Raw genomic sequence first — 12,204 nt, 5'->3', positions numbered from 1 at the left:
ACAATGAACGATTATGTATTAGGAATTTACGAAAATACATTGCTGATATATGGTATATAGATATAAAATAAGAAAAGAATAATTTTTTTGGCAAATCTTACTGATGAAACTGTAGTATAATATATTGTATTGTATGAAAAAGAGAGTTATTCTATATAAGTGTTTTATAGATAATGTGTAATCAGTCGTCAAAACATGAAGAATGTTGACTCCTGGTTTTTTATTTTGCTGTAACAATGTTTCAGGAGGATGTCATGAAAAGAAGTACCGAGTTTTTTAAGAGTTTAGATGTAAAATTAATTTTAATTTTGTTTGCACTATGTGTTACAAGTATAACGGCTATATATAGCAGTCAGCAAACTGGACAATATGGGGCTGAGAATTTTGCTCTGAAGCAAGGTGTTAACTACATAATTGGGATTGTAATGTTACTTCTTGTTGCAAGTGTTGATTCAGATCAGCTACAAAAACTATCTTGGCCATTGTATATTGCTACATTTGCTTCGATTATTTTGTTGAAGATATTACCAGTTTCAAGCTTTACACCTGAGATACTTGGGGCGAAAAGATGGTTTAGGTTTCCGGTAATTGGATCTATTCAACCGTCGGAGTTTTTCAAAATTGCACTGGTTATGTTAGTAGCAAATTTAGCAGTAAAGCATAATGCACAGTATGTGGTTCGAACATTTAAAACAGACCTAATATTAATAGGGAAGGTAATGTTAGTAGCTATTCCTCCTACGGCTGTTGTATATAGCCAACCGGATACAGGTATGGTGTTCTTATATGCTGCTGCCATTGCATGTATTTTATTTATGTCAGGTATTCAGAAGAAATTGATAGCGTTATGTACAGTTATTCCGGTGACCATATTATCCGCGTTAATATTTATTTACGTAAGGTATGAGGATTTCTTCTTTAATAATTTAGTTACTTTACTAAAACCTCACCAACAGTCGCGTATTGTAGGTTGGTTAAATCCATTTGAAAATGCAGATCAAGGCTATCAAACACAGCAATCGATTTTAGCTGTAGGTAGTGGAGGTATGGAAGGAAAGGGATTTGGCGAAGGGAATGTCTATATCCCGGAGAAGCATACTGACTTTATTTTCGCTACAATTGCCGAAGAAGGTGGATTTATAGTAGCGGCGTTAGTCGTGTTCTTGTTCCTATTGCTACTATATCGAACAATTATTATCGGTTATTCTGCTGATAATTTATTTGGTACATTATTATGTGCTGGATCAATAGGAATACTAACGGTTCAAATATTCCAAAATATCGGTATGATCGTTGGATTAATGCCTGTAAAAGGTATCGCATTACCTTTCTTATCATATGGGGGAAGTTCCTTATTCTCGAATATGATTATGATGGGACTCATATTATCGGTACGGAAAACGTATAAAAAATATATGTTTTCAGTTAAGTAAAAAAAGCTGGTTCGTTTTTAAACGAATCAGCTTTTTTACATATATGCTCTTAAACGTTGCAAACTAAAACAGAATAGCAGTTTGAGACGGGTAAGGAGTGCAAAGTGATGCATATGCATATTTTTGAAGGGGCACGGCATCTTTCTAATAGTGAATGGGTTGCTCGGGCTATTATAGCGTACATATTTTTAATATTAGTTGCGAAAGCGATGGGGCAAAGATCTATCGCACAACTTCGCTTTTTAGATGTTGTATTAGTGTTATTGCTTGGCGGGAATATTTCTAATGCGCTATCTGACGAAAAGGTCGGATTACTCGGTTCGATGATCACAACGTTCATACTCGTTGTACTTCACATAATAAGCTCTGTTTTAATGTTGAAATGGGATAGATGGAGACGCTTTTTAGAGCCAGCACCTATTATTCTTATACATAATGGTTCCATTGATTTTAGCAATTTAAAAAAAGCGAGAATTACGGTGGAATATTTATTTTCAGAACTTCGCATGCGAAATGTGAGCGATATTCAAACGGTTAAATTAGCATTATGGGAAGCAAGCGGTGTTGTTTCTATATTTCAGTATCCAGAATACGAAGCAGTTTCTCGGCGTGATCTTAAAGTGGCAGGAAGAAGATCTCCAGTTTCTTTTGTGCTAGTAAAGGATGGGAGGATTCAGCAAGATGTTCTTGCTTTAGTAGGAAAAACAGAAGATTGGGCGAGAGAATTTCTAGAGAAGAGTGCAGAAGTCGAATCCATTATGTTAGCTACAGTAGATGAAGCTCATAAAATAAATATTTTGTTAAAAAAATGAAAAATATACGCATTTTGTCGTTTCATACATATGATACAATAGTGTGGACAACAAAAAAGGAGGCGATTCGATTCGATGGGATATGTAGAAGAATTACGAAAAATAGTTGGTCATCGCCCTTTAATTTTAGTTGGTGCTGTTGTACTCGTTATCAATGAAAGCGGATATGTATTATTACAGCAAAGAACAGAGCCTTACGGAAAATGGGGGCTGCCTGGCGGGTTAATGGAGCTTGGTGAATCACCAGAGGAAACAGCTTACCGTGAAGTATACGAAGAGACAGGAATAGAAGTAAAGAACCTTCGATTAATCAATGTATTTTCTGGAGCGAACTATTTTACAAAATTAGCAAACGGTGATGAATTTCAATCTGTAACGACAGCTTATTATACCGATGAATATGAAGGGAACTTTGTTATGAATAAAGAAGAAGCGGTTCAGCTTAAATTCTTCCCAGTAACAGAACTACCCGACTATATTGTAGGATCGCATAAAAAAATGATTGTTGAATATATGAAAATTATGGAAAAGTAAGATACAATAGTAGAAGAAATACAAAAACACAGTTCTGGTTGGTAGTCCAGACGCATGATCTCATGTCAGTAACCTTCCCCCTCCGGGATGTCCAGTATTTCTAATATTTTTTAGGAGGGGCTGTCGATGGAGTTGACAGTATATCATGATGGTCAATTTTTTGTAGGAATTATTACATGTAAAGAAAAAGGTAAATTGTATGGTGCGAGGTATACTTTTGGAACGGAACCGTCAGACGAAGAAGTGCTTATATTTGTAAATGGTCCATTGTTAGCATATTTTCAGCACTTTGCAAGATGTGGTGTGGAAGTTAAAGAAAAACAGCGTCCAAAAAGTATAAAGCGTATCATACGACAAGCAGCAAAAGAAGTAACTGTAAAACGTTTTACAAAGGCGCAGGAGGCAATTAGTTTATCTTACGAGTTGCATAAACAAGAAAAGCGAGTGCAATCTAAAGAGAAACGAGAGGCTGAAAAGCAAAGAAGACGTTTAATAAAAGTACAAAAGGCAAAGCAAAAACATCGAGGTCATTAAGAAAAGGTGTTAGAGCAAGAGCTCTAACACCTTTTCTATGCTGAAATACAAGTAAACTTACTTGTATTCTCTAAACATTAACTGGTAAGATACAAATAGGTAGAATTAGAGGAGGGAAAAGATTGATTAACTTTAACTTTTTTATGAATGATGTTGTCCGTCAAGCACGTGAGGAGATTGTATCTGCAGGATATACAGAATTGACGACACCAGAAGCAGTTGAAGAAGCATTTAAAAGAAATGGTACAACACTTGTAATGGTAAACTCTGTATGTGGCTGTGCAGGTGGCATTGCTCGCCCTGCTGCTGCACATTCCGTACATTATGATAAACGTCCTAACCACCTTGTAACGGTATTTGCGGGGCAAGATAAAGAAGCAACAGCAAGAGCTCGTGAATATTTTGAAGGGTATCCACCTTCATCTCCATCATTTGCTTTATTGAAAGATGGAAAAATTGTAACGATGGTAGAACGTCATGAAATTGAAGGTCATGAACCAATGCAAGTAATTGCAAAACTACAATCTTACTTCGAAGACAATTGCGAAGAACTATAAGGAAGAGAAAAAGCGGTACGTTCACGAACAAGTGGACGTACCGCTTTTTTATTTAGTTTTTATAATGATTAGACATGCATAGGAATGTTATTTTATGCATGTTTTTATGCATATAAAATGAACTTAATAATGTTTTTGTGTTTATTTTTATTTTAAATGTTGCATAAAAATAAAAGTACTGATACAATACAAACAACGAATAAATATACTATTGAACTTTTAAATATACATCGTTAGGGGGAAGAAAGATGAAGAAGTTATTATCAATATCATTTGCACTTATTTTAATTGTAAGTATGTTCAGTGCTTGTAGTAATGGGGAAGAAAAGGCGAATGTCAAAAATAAAAAAGTACTCGTTATGGGGACTTCAGCAGACTATAAACCGTATGAATACGTGGAAGCTTCAAAAAGTGATGAAATTATCGGCTTTGATGTTGATATTGCCAAATATATCGGAAAAGAACTTGGATACGAAGTGAAAGTGAAAGACATGGATTTTGGTGGATTATTAGCATCTCTTAATTCAGGAAAAATTGATTTCGTTATGGCGGGTATGACGCCAACTGCAGAGCGTAAAAATAATGCTGATTTCACAGATATATATTTTGTTGCTAAAAATATGATTGTTTCAAAAAAGGGCTCTAATATTAAATCGTTAGAAGATTTAAAAGGGAAAAAAGTAGGGGTACAAACAGGGTCAATTCAAGAAGAAAAGGCAAAAGAATTTCAGAAACAAGTCGATTTCAAAGCTGAGGGACGTGACCGTATACCAGAAATCGTACAAGAAATTAAAGCTGGTCGTTTTGACGCTGCAATTATAGAAGACACGGTTGCAAAAAATTATTTGGAAAAAATGAAAGAACTACAAGGGATTGAAATTCAAGAAGCACCAGAAGAAGTAGGTGCAGCGATTGCTCTTCCAAAAAATAGTGATAAAACAGAAGAATTTAATAAAGTAATTAAGAAAATGCAAGAAAATGGAGAAATGGATAAATTAGTGAAGAAATGGTTTGGCAGCGGAAAATAAGCTGCCTTTCACTTTTCTGTGAGGGGAATGAAAAGGATGAATTTAGATTTTTCAGCAATTACGCCTTCAATACCATATATATTAAAGGGCTTAGAAGTTACATTGAAAATTGTAGCTGCATCAGCTTTAGCAGGATTTATTTTAGGGACGTTATTAGCACTTTGCAAAATTGCTAGAATACGAGCATTAAATATTGCAGCAGATATATATACTTCAATATTTCGTGGTACACCGCTAGTATTGCAATTAATGATTATTTATTTCGGTGTTCCACAAATGATTGGATATGAGATACCAGCCTTTTTAGCAGCTGTACTTGCATTTAGTTTAAATTCAGGTGCATATATGTCAGAAGTAATTCGTGCCGGCATTCAAGCGGTTGATAAAGGACAAACAGAAGCAGCTATGGCTTTAGGGATTCCTTACGGGAAAATGATGAGAAATATTATTTTTCCTCAAGCTTTAAAAAATATTTTACCAGCACTTGTAAATGAATTTGCGACTCTTACGAAAGAATCGGCTGTAGTAACTGTAATTGGTGCAACAGATTTAATGCGCCGTGCTTACATTGTAGGCGGTGAAACATTTAAATATCTTGAACCATTACTGTTTGTTGGACTTATTTATTATATATTAGTAATTATTCTTACATTAGTCGGGAAAGCCATTGAAGGGAGAATGAAGAAAAGTGATTAAAGTTGAAAACCTTCATAAGTCATTTGGAAAAAATGAAGTATTAAAAGGAATTACAACAACGATTGAAAAAGGAGAAGTTGTTGCAATTATCGGACCGTCTGGATCTGGAAAGTCAACGTTTTTACGCTGTATGAATGTACTAGAAGCACCGACAAATGGTCACATTTGGATTGGAGCGGAAGAAGTAACGAATCCGAAAACAAATATTATGCACGTTCGTGAAAATGTCGGAATGGTATTTCAACATTTTCACTTATTCCCTCATATGACTGTATTAGAAAATATTACGTATGCTCCTATCAATGTAAAAGGAGTAACGAAGCAAGTGGCTGAGAAAAAGGCTCAGGAGCTTTTGGATAAAGTAGGACTGCTTGATAAGAAAGATTCATATCCAAATCGTCTTTCAGGGGGACAAAAGCAACGTGTAGCAATAGCGAGAGCATTAGCGATGGAACCGGAAGTTATGCTATTTGATGAACCGACATCTGCGCTAGATCCAGAAATGGTGAAAGAAGTATTAGAAGTTATGAAATCATTAGTTACGACAGGAATGACGATGGCAATCGTTACGCATGAAATGGGATTTGCAAAAGAAGTAGCAGACCGCGTTCTCTTTTTAGATGGTGGAAAGCTTGTAGAAGATAGCAATCCGGAAGAGTTTTTCACAGCACCAAAAAGTGACCGTGCAAAAGAATTTTTGCAAAAAATATTGTAATATGTAAAGGTTACGTGAATAATAAGTAGAAAAGGATGACATCGCGTCATCCTTTTTTTATACTAACTTTAAATACATTTATACATATAGGAGTAATGATATGTTTAAAATTGGATACCGTACAGTGAAAACAGCGCTTGGAACGGGGGCGGCAGTTTTTATTGCTCAGTTATTAGGATTAGAATTTTATAGTTCAGCTGGTATTTTAGTCATTTTATGCGTGCAAAATACGAAACGAAAATCCGTTCAAGTATCGTTGCACCGTTTTTTAGCTTGTGTATTATCAATGGTATTTGCGTTTTGTATTTTTGAAACGATTGGTTATACACCACTTGCGATTAGCGTATTACTGCTTACCTTTATTCCGACTGCAGTTATGTGCAAAATTCAAGAAGGCATTGTCACGAGTTCGGTTATCGTTATGCATCTGTATTCATTAAAGCAAATTACATGGTCTATAGTTGGTAATGAAATTGCTATATTAACGATTGGAATTAGCGTCGCTTTATTAGTAAACATGTACATGCCAAGCAGTGAGAATAAACTGAAAGAGTATCAAGAAAAAATAGAAGAGCATTTCAGAACAATCTTGTTTGAAATGGTCGTTTATTTACGAAATCGAGATAGTAATTGGAGTGGAGCCGAATTAATTGAAACAGAAAGGATGCTGAAAGAAGCAAAAGATTTATCATTTAAAAAACTTGAGAATGAGTTTATGCGTGAAGATGACTATTATTATCGTTATTTTGATATGCGCATGCAACAATTTGAAATTTTGGAGCGCATGATACCATTAGCTGCGTCACTATCTTGGACGTATGAACAAGCCGATATGATTGCAGATGTAATTGAAAATATAGGGAACTCTATTCGTCCTGAAAGTACAGGGGTTATTTCGTTAAGGCAACTTCAAGAAATGCGAGAAGTATTTAGAGAAATGCCTTTACCCGTCTCGCGAGAAGAATTTGAAATACGTGCGAAACTTGTTCAACTTGTGTATGAAATGGAGCAATATTTACTCATTAAAAGTCGCTTTAAGGGAAAGGATAATATAAAAGAACTTATATAGAAGGTAGGAATTACATATGCCGTATCTTCTCTCTTTCATATTATGTCTTTCTTTATCACCGATCTGGCCTCTTGGTGATAATCCGCGTACCGGAGATCCTTTTATTATTGTAAATAAAGCGACGAATAAATTAGCTTATATTGACGATGGGAAAATCCAAAAGGTTTTTCCAGTAGCGACAGGCAAAACGAATGAATTAACCCCAGAAGGAACTTTTGATATTGTAATGAAGGCGAAGGATCCGTACTATATTGCAAAGGATATTCCAGGTGGGTCACCAAAAAATCCACTTGGATCAAGGTGGATGGGATTTAATGCAAGAGGAACTGATGGGAGTAAATATGGAATACATGGAACAAACCAACCTAGTTCAATTGGAAAGTATATTTCACAAGGATGTATAAGAATGAAGAAAAACGATGTGGAATATTTATTTGATCGTATTCCAATTGGAACGAAAGTATGGATTGTGAAATCTAAAAAATCATTTCAGCAATTAGCAAAAGAAAAAGGTGCCATTGCATATGAAAAAGCCGACACAAAAGTTGGCTTTTTCTTTTATTATAAGTTGTCTTGACATGTGTACATAACCATGCGTTAATGAAAATATAGAAAGATAAAGTGAAACTTTAATCAGTGGGAGGTTATTACCCACTGATTATTAGCCCACACCAATCGGGCATTTACGGGCAGTTGACCTCTCGCCTAACTGCTTTGCCCTAGCCAAATTTTGAGGTGGGAGTCTTACTGCCCGCGAATAGCGGGATAAAAATAGGTAAAGGGGTTGCTCATATGTACTTGAATCCGAAAATTTCTTATATGCAGTTTTTTGTGGGTTTTCTATTTGTTATTACATTCATATTGGCAACTTTTAATATATGTTCTTACGTTGTAGCGATTGTATTTATGGCATTACTCAATCTTACTTTTGTTATTGGGGCATTTCAGCAGAAACAATATACAAGCTTTGTAATAGCGCTTGTAATGGCTTTTTCCTTTAGTATTGTAGCAGTTGTACTATATATAAAATAAAATATTCATTAGAAGGTAGACTATCTCGACTTCGAGATGGTCTATTTTGTATGTGTAAACAGTAAAAAAAGGACGAGTGAATCGTCCTTTTTACCAAAACATACTTGCGCCAGTAAGTAGTGTTGTTACAAGCATAGAAATTAGCATTATATAAACCATAATTTTTTGAGCTTTTTTATGCATCGTTAAACCTCCTTGCAAATCAGTACAATTTCATTGTAACGAGAAATGAAATTGTGGACAAGGGGAGAGAAAGGACAAAATTCGGGAAGGGGTTGCAAAATATAACAGGAAATTTGAGCATACGTAGAGAATATGTTAAAAGGTAGATTATTAGTTTTTGTTATGCAAGTATGAAGAATGGAGATACGATGATGAAAATATACGAAACAGAGCGTTTACATTTAAGAGAAATTGATGAGTCGTATGCGGAAAAAGTTCTTCAATATTACGACAAAAATCGTGAGTTTTTAAAAGCGTGGGAAGAGTATAGACCGGAGGATTTTTTCACGCTAGATTATCAAAAGAAAAAGTTACAAAAGGATAGAAAAGAGTTCGCGGAAGGTAAGATCATCAGGCTGTGGATTTTTAAGAAGGGTGATGATACAAAAATTATTGGATGTATTTCATTTAATCTAATTGTTCGCGGAATTTATCAATCTTGTGTACTTGGTTATAAATTAGATAGGGAAGAATTGAATAAAGGTTACACAACAGAAGCGCTTAGAAAAGCAATTCAAGTTACCTTTAAAGAATTTCATTTACATCGTATAGAAGCGCCGATTATGCCACGAAATTTAGCATCTATACAAGTAGTGACGAAAATAGGATTTCAATATGAAGGTGTATCTCGAAAAATGCTAATGGTTAATGGTGTTTGGGAAGATCATATGCGCTGGGTGTTGTTAAACGAGTAATAGAAAGCAGATGGGTATCTAGATGTATGAACCATCTGTTTTTTGTCTTGTATTTCGAAACTTTTGCGAAATTCTGTTATAATTAATATTGTTACATACATAATGGTAGTGCAGGAGGCGCAGTCTTATGATTAATCAAGAACGTTTAGTAAATGAATTCATGGAGTTAGTACAAGTAGATTCTGAAACAAAATTTGAAGCAGAAATTTGCAAAGTGTTAACAGAGAAATTTACTGCTTTAGGTGTAGAAGTATTTGAGGATGACACGATGGGCGTGACTGGTCATGGTGCAGGTAACTTAATTTGTACTTTACCAGCAACAAAAGACGGTGTTGATACAATTTATTTCACTTCTCATATGGATACAGTAGTTCCTGGTAATGGAATTAAGCCTTCTATTAAAGATGGATATATCGTATCAGATGGTACTACAATTTTAGGAGCGGATGATAAAGCGGGATTAGCATCAATGTTTGAAGCAATTCGTGTTTTAAAAGAGAAAAACATCCCTCATGGTAAAATTGAATTTATTATTACAGTTGGAGAAGAATCTGGTCTTATTGGTGCAAAAGCGTTAGACCGTGAGCGTATTACAGCGAAGTATGGTTACGCATTAGATAGCGATGGAAAAGTTGGTGAAATCGTTGTTGCAGCTCCAACACAAGCGAAAGTGAATGCGATTATTCGTGGGAAAACAGCGCACGCTGGCGTAGCACCGGAAAAAGGTGTATCTGCAATTACTATCGCAGCAAAAGCAATTGCAAAGATGCCACTTGGTCGTATCGATTCTGAAACAACTGCAAATATTGGGCGTTTTGAAGGTGGCACACAAACAAATATCGTTTGCGATCATGTTCAAATTTTTGCAGAAGCTCGTTCTTTAATCAATGAGAAAATGGAAGCACAAGTTGCAAAAATGAAAGAAGCATTTGAAACAACTGCAAAAGAAATGGGTGGTCATGCAGACGTTGAAGTAAATGTTATGTACCCAGGTTTTAAGTTTGCTGATGGAGATCACGTTGTAGAAGTTGCGAAACGCGCTGCTGAAAACATTGGCCGTACACCTTCTCTTCACCAAAGTGGTGGCGGAAGTGATGCGAACGTAATCGCAGGACACGGTATTCCAACAGTTAACTTAGCAGTTGGTTATGAAGAAATTCATACAACAAATGAAAAAATTCCTGTTGAAGAATTAGCGAAAACAGCAGAATTAGTCGTAGCTATTATTGAAGAAGTAGCGAAGTAATTAACTAGAAAAAGCGTGTAAATCAATTGTGATTTACACGCTTTTTTATTTTGATTCAATTGCTTTCACAAGACGGATAAGCCAGTATAAGAAAATCCATGGGAGTACATAAGTTGTTGCGATGCTAAGTAAACGAGGAAGGAGTCCAGCCACATTAATATTGAACATCGGAAGTAGCAAATAATTGATTAAGATAATTAAAATAATAATAACGAATGTATAGTTGAGCTTACTATTTGGTTTCATAATAAGTCACTCCTTTTACAATAATATCCATCATTCGTATTAAGTATAGCAAAAATAAGGATAAAAAGAATAAGTAATTATTATATTGTACATGAATTTGATATAATAAAGGAACGGATGTTCTTTGGAGGAGATGAGTATTATGCGAGAAATGTATCCGAAAAATGGTCGTGTTATTTTACATGTAGATATGAATTGTTTTTTCGCATCTGTTGAAATTGCTCATGACCCATCATTACAAGGAAAGCCATTAGCGATTGCCGGGAATGAAAAAGAGAGAAAAGGGATTATCATAACATGTAGTTATGAAGCGAGAGCATATGGAATACGTACGACGATGCCCCTTTGGGAAGCAAAGCGATTATGCCCGCAATTAGTTGTGAGGCGTCCTAATTTTACATTATATCGCGAAGCCTCATTTCAAATGTTTCAAATTCTTTCACGTTTTACAGAAAAGATACAACCAGTTTCTATAGATGAAGGGTATTTAGATATTACAGATTGCTATGCACTAGGTTCGCCTCTTGAAATAGCAAAGATGATTCAACAAGCGTTATTAACAGAGTTACAGCTTCCGTGTAGTATTGGAATTGCTCCAAATCTTTTTCTAGCAAAGACCGCTTCAGATATGAAAAAACCACTTGGTATTACTGTGCTTCGAAAACGTGACATTCCAGAATTAATTTGGCCACTTCCAGTTGGAGCCATGCATGGAATTGGTGAGAAAACAGCTGAAAAATTAAATGATATTCATATACAGACAATCGAACAGTTGGCAAGAGGAGACGAGCATATCATTCGCGCTAAAATTGGAAAGCACGGTGTTGACTTACAAAGACGTGCAAAAGGTATGGATGATAGGGAAGTTGATCCGAGTCAAATGGGACAGCATAAAAGTGTCGGTAATTCGATGACCTTTTCAAAGGATATGGATGAAGAGAAAGAATTACTTGATATGTTAGAACGTTTATCAAAGTCAGTGAGTAAAAGGTTACAAAAGCGAACCCTTGTCAGCTATAATATACAAATTATGATTAAATACCATGATAGGCGAACAGTAACACGGAGTAAGCAATTGAAAAATGCGATTTGGGAAGAATGCGATATTTTTCAAGCTGCATCCCGTTTGTGGAAGCAACATTGGGACGGTGATTCCGTTCGTTTACTAGGTGTTACAGCTACTGAAATAGAGTGGAAGACAGAATCGGTGAAACAATTAGATTTGTTTTCATTTGAAGAGGATGCGAAAAAAGAACCGTTACTTGCTGTCATTGATCAAATTAATGATAAGTATGGAACACCGCTTTTACAGAGAGGTAGTCAACTATTGCGTAAGCAAGAGAAGTCGTTTCAACAAAAGTTAGAAAATAAGTTTATGTAGAAGG

Annotated in this window: 16 protein-coding genes; 14 read left to right on the top strand and 2 right to left on the bottom strand. The window is 35.4% G+C overall.

Annotated features, from left to right (window positions below):
• Window positions 1-254 precede the first annotated feature (254 nt).
• The 11 genes from LUS72_RS20620 to LUS72_RS20570 all read left to right on the top strand — a co-directional run bounded on the left by LUS72_RS20620 (window position 255) and on the right by LUS72_RS20570 (window position 8,410).
• The gene (locus LUS72_RS20620; RefSeq protein ID WP_097830745.1) at window positions 255-1,433 is read left to right on the top strand and encodes an FtsW/RodA/SpoVE family cell cycle protein; all 1,179 of its coding nucleotides are present in this window, start codon (window positions 255-257) and stop codon (window positions 1,431-1,433) included.
• Window positions 1,434-1,540: 107 nt separating this feature from the next.
• Window positions 1,541-2,245, top strand: coding sequence for a DUF421 domain-containing protein (locus tag LUS72_RS20615; RefSeq protein ID WP_097830746.1), 705 nt, complete (start codon window positions 1,541-1,543; stop codon window positions 2,243-2,245).
• 75 nt (window positions 2,246-2,320) lie between these two features.
• Window positions 2,321-2,779 (top strand): NUDIX hydrolase, encoded by a 459-nt coding sequence (locus LUS72_RS20610; RefSeq protein WP_071771625.1) that lies wholly within the window; start codon window positions 2,321-2,323, stop codon window positions 2,777-2,779.
• A gap of 126 nt (window positions 2,780-2,905) precedes the next feature.
• Window positions 2,906-3,313, top strand: a complete 408-nt coding sequence (locus tag LUS72_RS20605) for a YjdF family protein (protein WP_097830747.1) — start codon at window positions 2,906-2,908, stop codon at window positions 3,311-3,313.
• A gap of 143 nt (window positions 3,314-3,456) precedes the next feature.
• A complete protein-coding gene (locus tag LUS72_RS20600; RefSeq protein WP_002015097.1) occupies window positions 3,457-3,870 on the top strand; it encodes a BrxA/BrxB family bacilliredoxin in 414 nt (137 codons plus the stop codon).
• Window positions 3,871-4,118: 248 nt separating this feature from the next.
• Window positions 4,119-4,898 (top strand): transporter substrate-binding domain-containing protein, encoded by a 780-nt coding sequence (locus LUS72_RS20595; RefSeq protein WP_264448226.1) that lies wholly within the window; start codon window positions 4,119-4,121, stop codon window positions 4,896-4,898.
• A gap of 36 nt (window positions 4,899-4,934) precedes the next feature.
• A complete protein-coding gene (locus tag LUS72_RS20590) occupies window positions 4,935-5,594 on the top strand; it encodes an amino acid ABC transporter permease (RefSeq protein WP_001046912.1) in 660 nt (219 codons plus the stop codon).
• Window positions 5,587-6,309 (top strand): amino acid ABC transporter ATP-binding protein, encoded by a 723-nt coding sequence (locus LUS72_RS20585; protein WP_097830749.1) that lies wholly within the window; start codon window positions 5,587-5,589, stop codon window positions 6,307-6,309. The genes LUS72_RS20590 and LUS72_RS20585 overlap by 8 nt, the downstream gene beginning before the upstream one ends.
• Window positions 6,310-6,409: 100 nt before the next feature.
• On the top strand, window positions 6,410-7,378 hold the full coding sequence (locus tag LUS72_RS20580; protein ID WP_097830750.1) for an aromatic acid exporter family protein: 969 nt from the start codon (window positions 6,410-6,412) through the stop codon (window positions 7,376-7,378).
• Between the two features lie 16 nt (window positions 7,379-7,394).
• The gene (locus LUS72_RS20575) at window positions 7,395-7,955 is read left to right on the top strand and encodes a L,D-transpeptidase (protein ID WP_097830751.1); all 561 of its coding nucleotides are present in this window, start codon (window positions 7,395-7,397) and stop codon (window positions 7,953-7,955) included.
• A 215-nt stretch (window positions 7,956-8,170) separates the two neighbouring features.
• Complete coding sequence (locus LUS72_RS20570; RefSeq protein ID WP_071747057.1) at window positions 8,171-8,410, top strand: DUF3894 domain-containing protein; 240 nt, start codon at window positions 8,171-8,173, stop codon at window positions 8,408-8,410.
• A 90-nt stretch (window positions 8,411-8,500) separates the two neighbouring features.
• Here LUS72_RS20570 and prli42 read toward each other — a convergent pair whose 3' ends face one another.
• Window positions 8,501-8,593 carry a stressosome-associated protein Prli42 gene (gene prli42, locus LUS72_RS20565; RefSeq protein ID WP_000549036.1) on the bottom strand — a complete coding sequence of 31 codons (93 nt, stop codon included), beginning with the start codon at window positions 8,591-8,593 and terminating at the stop codon, window positions 8,501-8,503.
• Between the two features lie 188 nt (window positions 8,594-8,781).
• Between prli42 and LUS72_RS20560 the strand changes: the two genes are divergently transcribed.
• The gene (locus LUS72_RS20560; RefSeq protein ID WP_128853575.1) at window positions 8,782-9,327 is read left to right on the top strand and encodes a GNAT family N-acetyltransferase; all 546 of its coding nucleotides are present in this window, start codon (window positions 8,782-8,784) and stop codon (window positions 9,325-9,327) included.
• A 127-nt stretch (window positions 9,328-9,454) separates the two neighbouring features.
• Window positions 9,455-10,573: a tripeptidase T gene (locus LUS72_RS20555; RefSeq protein WP_097830754.1), complete on the top strand. Its 1,119-nt coding sequence runs from the start codon at window positions 9,455-9,457 to the stop codon at window positions 10,571-10,573.
• 45 nt (window positions 10,574-10,618) lie between these two features.
• On the opposite strand, the gene LUS72_RS20550 is transcribed toward LUS72_RS20555, so the two are convergent.
• Window positions 10,619-10,819 (bottom strand): hypothetical protein, encoded by a 201-nt coding sequence (locus LUS72_RS20550; protein WP_097830755.1) that lies wholly within the window; start codon window positions 10,817-10,819, stop codon window positions 10,619-10,621.
• Between the two features lie 142 nt (window positions 10,820-10,961).
• Here LUS72_RS20550 and LUS72_RS20545 point away from each other — a divergent pair, with 142 nt between their 5' ends.
• Window positions 10,962-12,200: a DNA polymerase IV gene (locus tag LUS72_RS20545; protein ID WP_097830756.1), complete on the top strand. Its 1,239-nt coding sequence runs from the start codon at window positions 10,962-10,964 to the stop codon at window positions 12,198-12,200.
• Window positions 12,201-12,204 lie beyond the last annotated feature (4 nt).

The organism is Bacillus cereus, assembly GCF_025917685.1.
Taxonomy (GTDB): domain Bacteria; phylum Bacillota; class Bacilli; order Bacillales; family Bacillaceae_G; genus Bacillus_A; species Bacillus_A cereus_AT.
The sequence above is the reverse complement of the archived record's forward strand: the minus strand, read 5'-3'. Positions and strand labels throughout refer to the sequence as shown.

Excerpts from the sequence above, each read along its gene's own strand:
- LUS72_RS20600 (WP_002015097.1), top strand. The coding sequence starts at position 3,457 with ATGAATGATGTTGTCCGTCAAGCACGTGAGGAGATTGTATCTGCAGGA.
- LUS72_RS20555 (WP_097830754.1), top strand. The coding sequence starts at position 9,455 with ATGATTAATCAAGAACGTTTAGTAAATGAATTCATGGAGTTAGTACAA.
- prli42 (WP_000549036.1), bottom strand. The coding sequence starts at position 8,593 with ATGCATAAAAAAGCTCAAAAAATTATGGTTTATATAATGCTAATTTCT.
- LUS72_RS20620 (WP_097830745.1), top strand. The coding sequence starts at position 255 with ATGAAAAGAAGTACCGAGTTTTTTAAGAGTTTAGATGTAAAATTAATT.
- LUS72_RS20610 (WP_071771625.1), top strand. The coding sequence starts at position 2,321 with ATGGGATATGTAGAAGAATTACGAAAAATAGTTGGTCATCGCCCTTTA.
- LUS72_RS20550 (WP_097830755.1), bottom strand. The coding sequence starts at position 10,819 with ATGAAACCAAATAGTAAGCTCAACTATACATTCGTTATTATTATTTTA.
- LUS72_RS20595 (WP_264448226.1), top strand. The coding sequence starts at position 4,119 with ATGAAGAAGTTATTATCAATATCATTTGCACTTATTTTAATTGTAAGT.
- LUS72_RS20560 (WP_128853575.1), top strand. The coding sequence starts at position 8,782 with ATGATGAAAATATACGAAACAGAGCGTTTACATTTAAGAGAAATTGAT.
- LUS72_RS20545 (WP_097830756.1), top strand. The coding sequence starts at position 10,962 with ATGCGAGAAATGTATCCGAAAAATGGTCGTGTTATTTTACATGTAGAT.
- LUS72_RS20605 (WP_097830747.1), top strand. The coding sequence starts at position 2,906 with ATGGAGTTGACAGTATATCATGATGGTCAATTTTTTGTAGGAATTATT.
- LUS72_RS20575 (WP_097830751.1), top strand. The coding sequence starts at position 7,395 with ATGCCGTATCTTCTCTCTTTCATATTATGTCTTTCTTTATCACCGATC.
- LUS72_RS20570 (WP_071747057.1), top strand. The coding sequence starts at position 8,171 with ATGTACTTGAATCCGAAAATTTCTTATATGCAGTTTTTTGTGGGTTTT.
- LUS72_RS20580 (WP_097830750.1), top strand. The coding sequence starts at position 6,410 with ATGTTTAAAATTGGATACCGTACAGTGAAAACAGCGCTTGGAACGGGG.
- LUS72_RS20615 (WP_097830746.1), top strand. The coding sequence starts at position 1,541 with ATGCATATGCATATTTTTGAAGGGGCACGGCATCTTTCTAATAGTGAA.
- LUS72_RS20590 (WP_001046912.1), top strand. The coding sequence starts at position 4,935 with ATGAATTTAGATTTTTCAGCAATTACGCCTTCAATACCATATATATTA.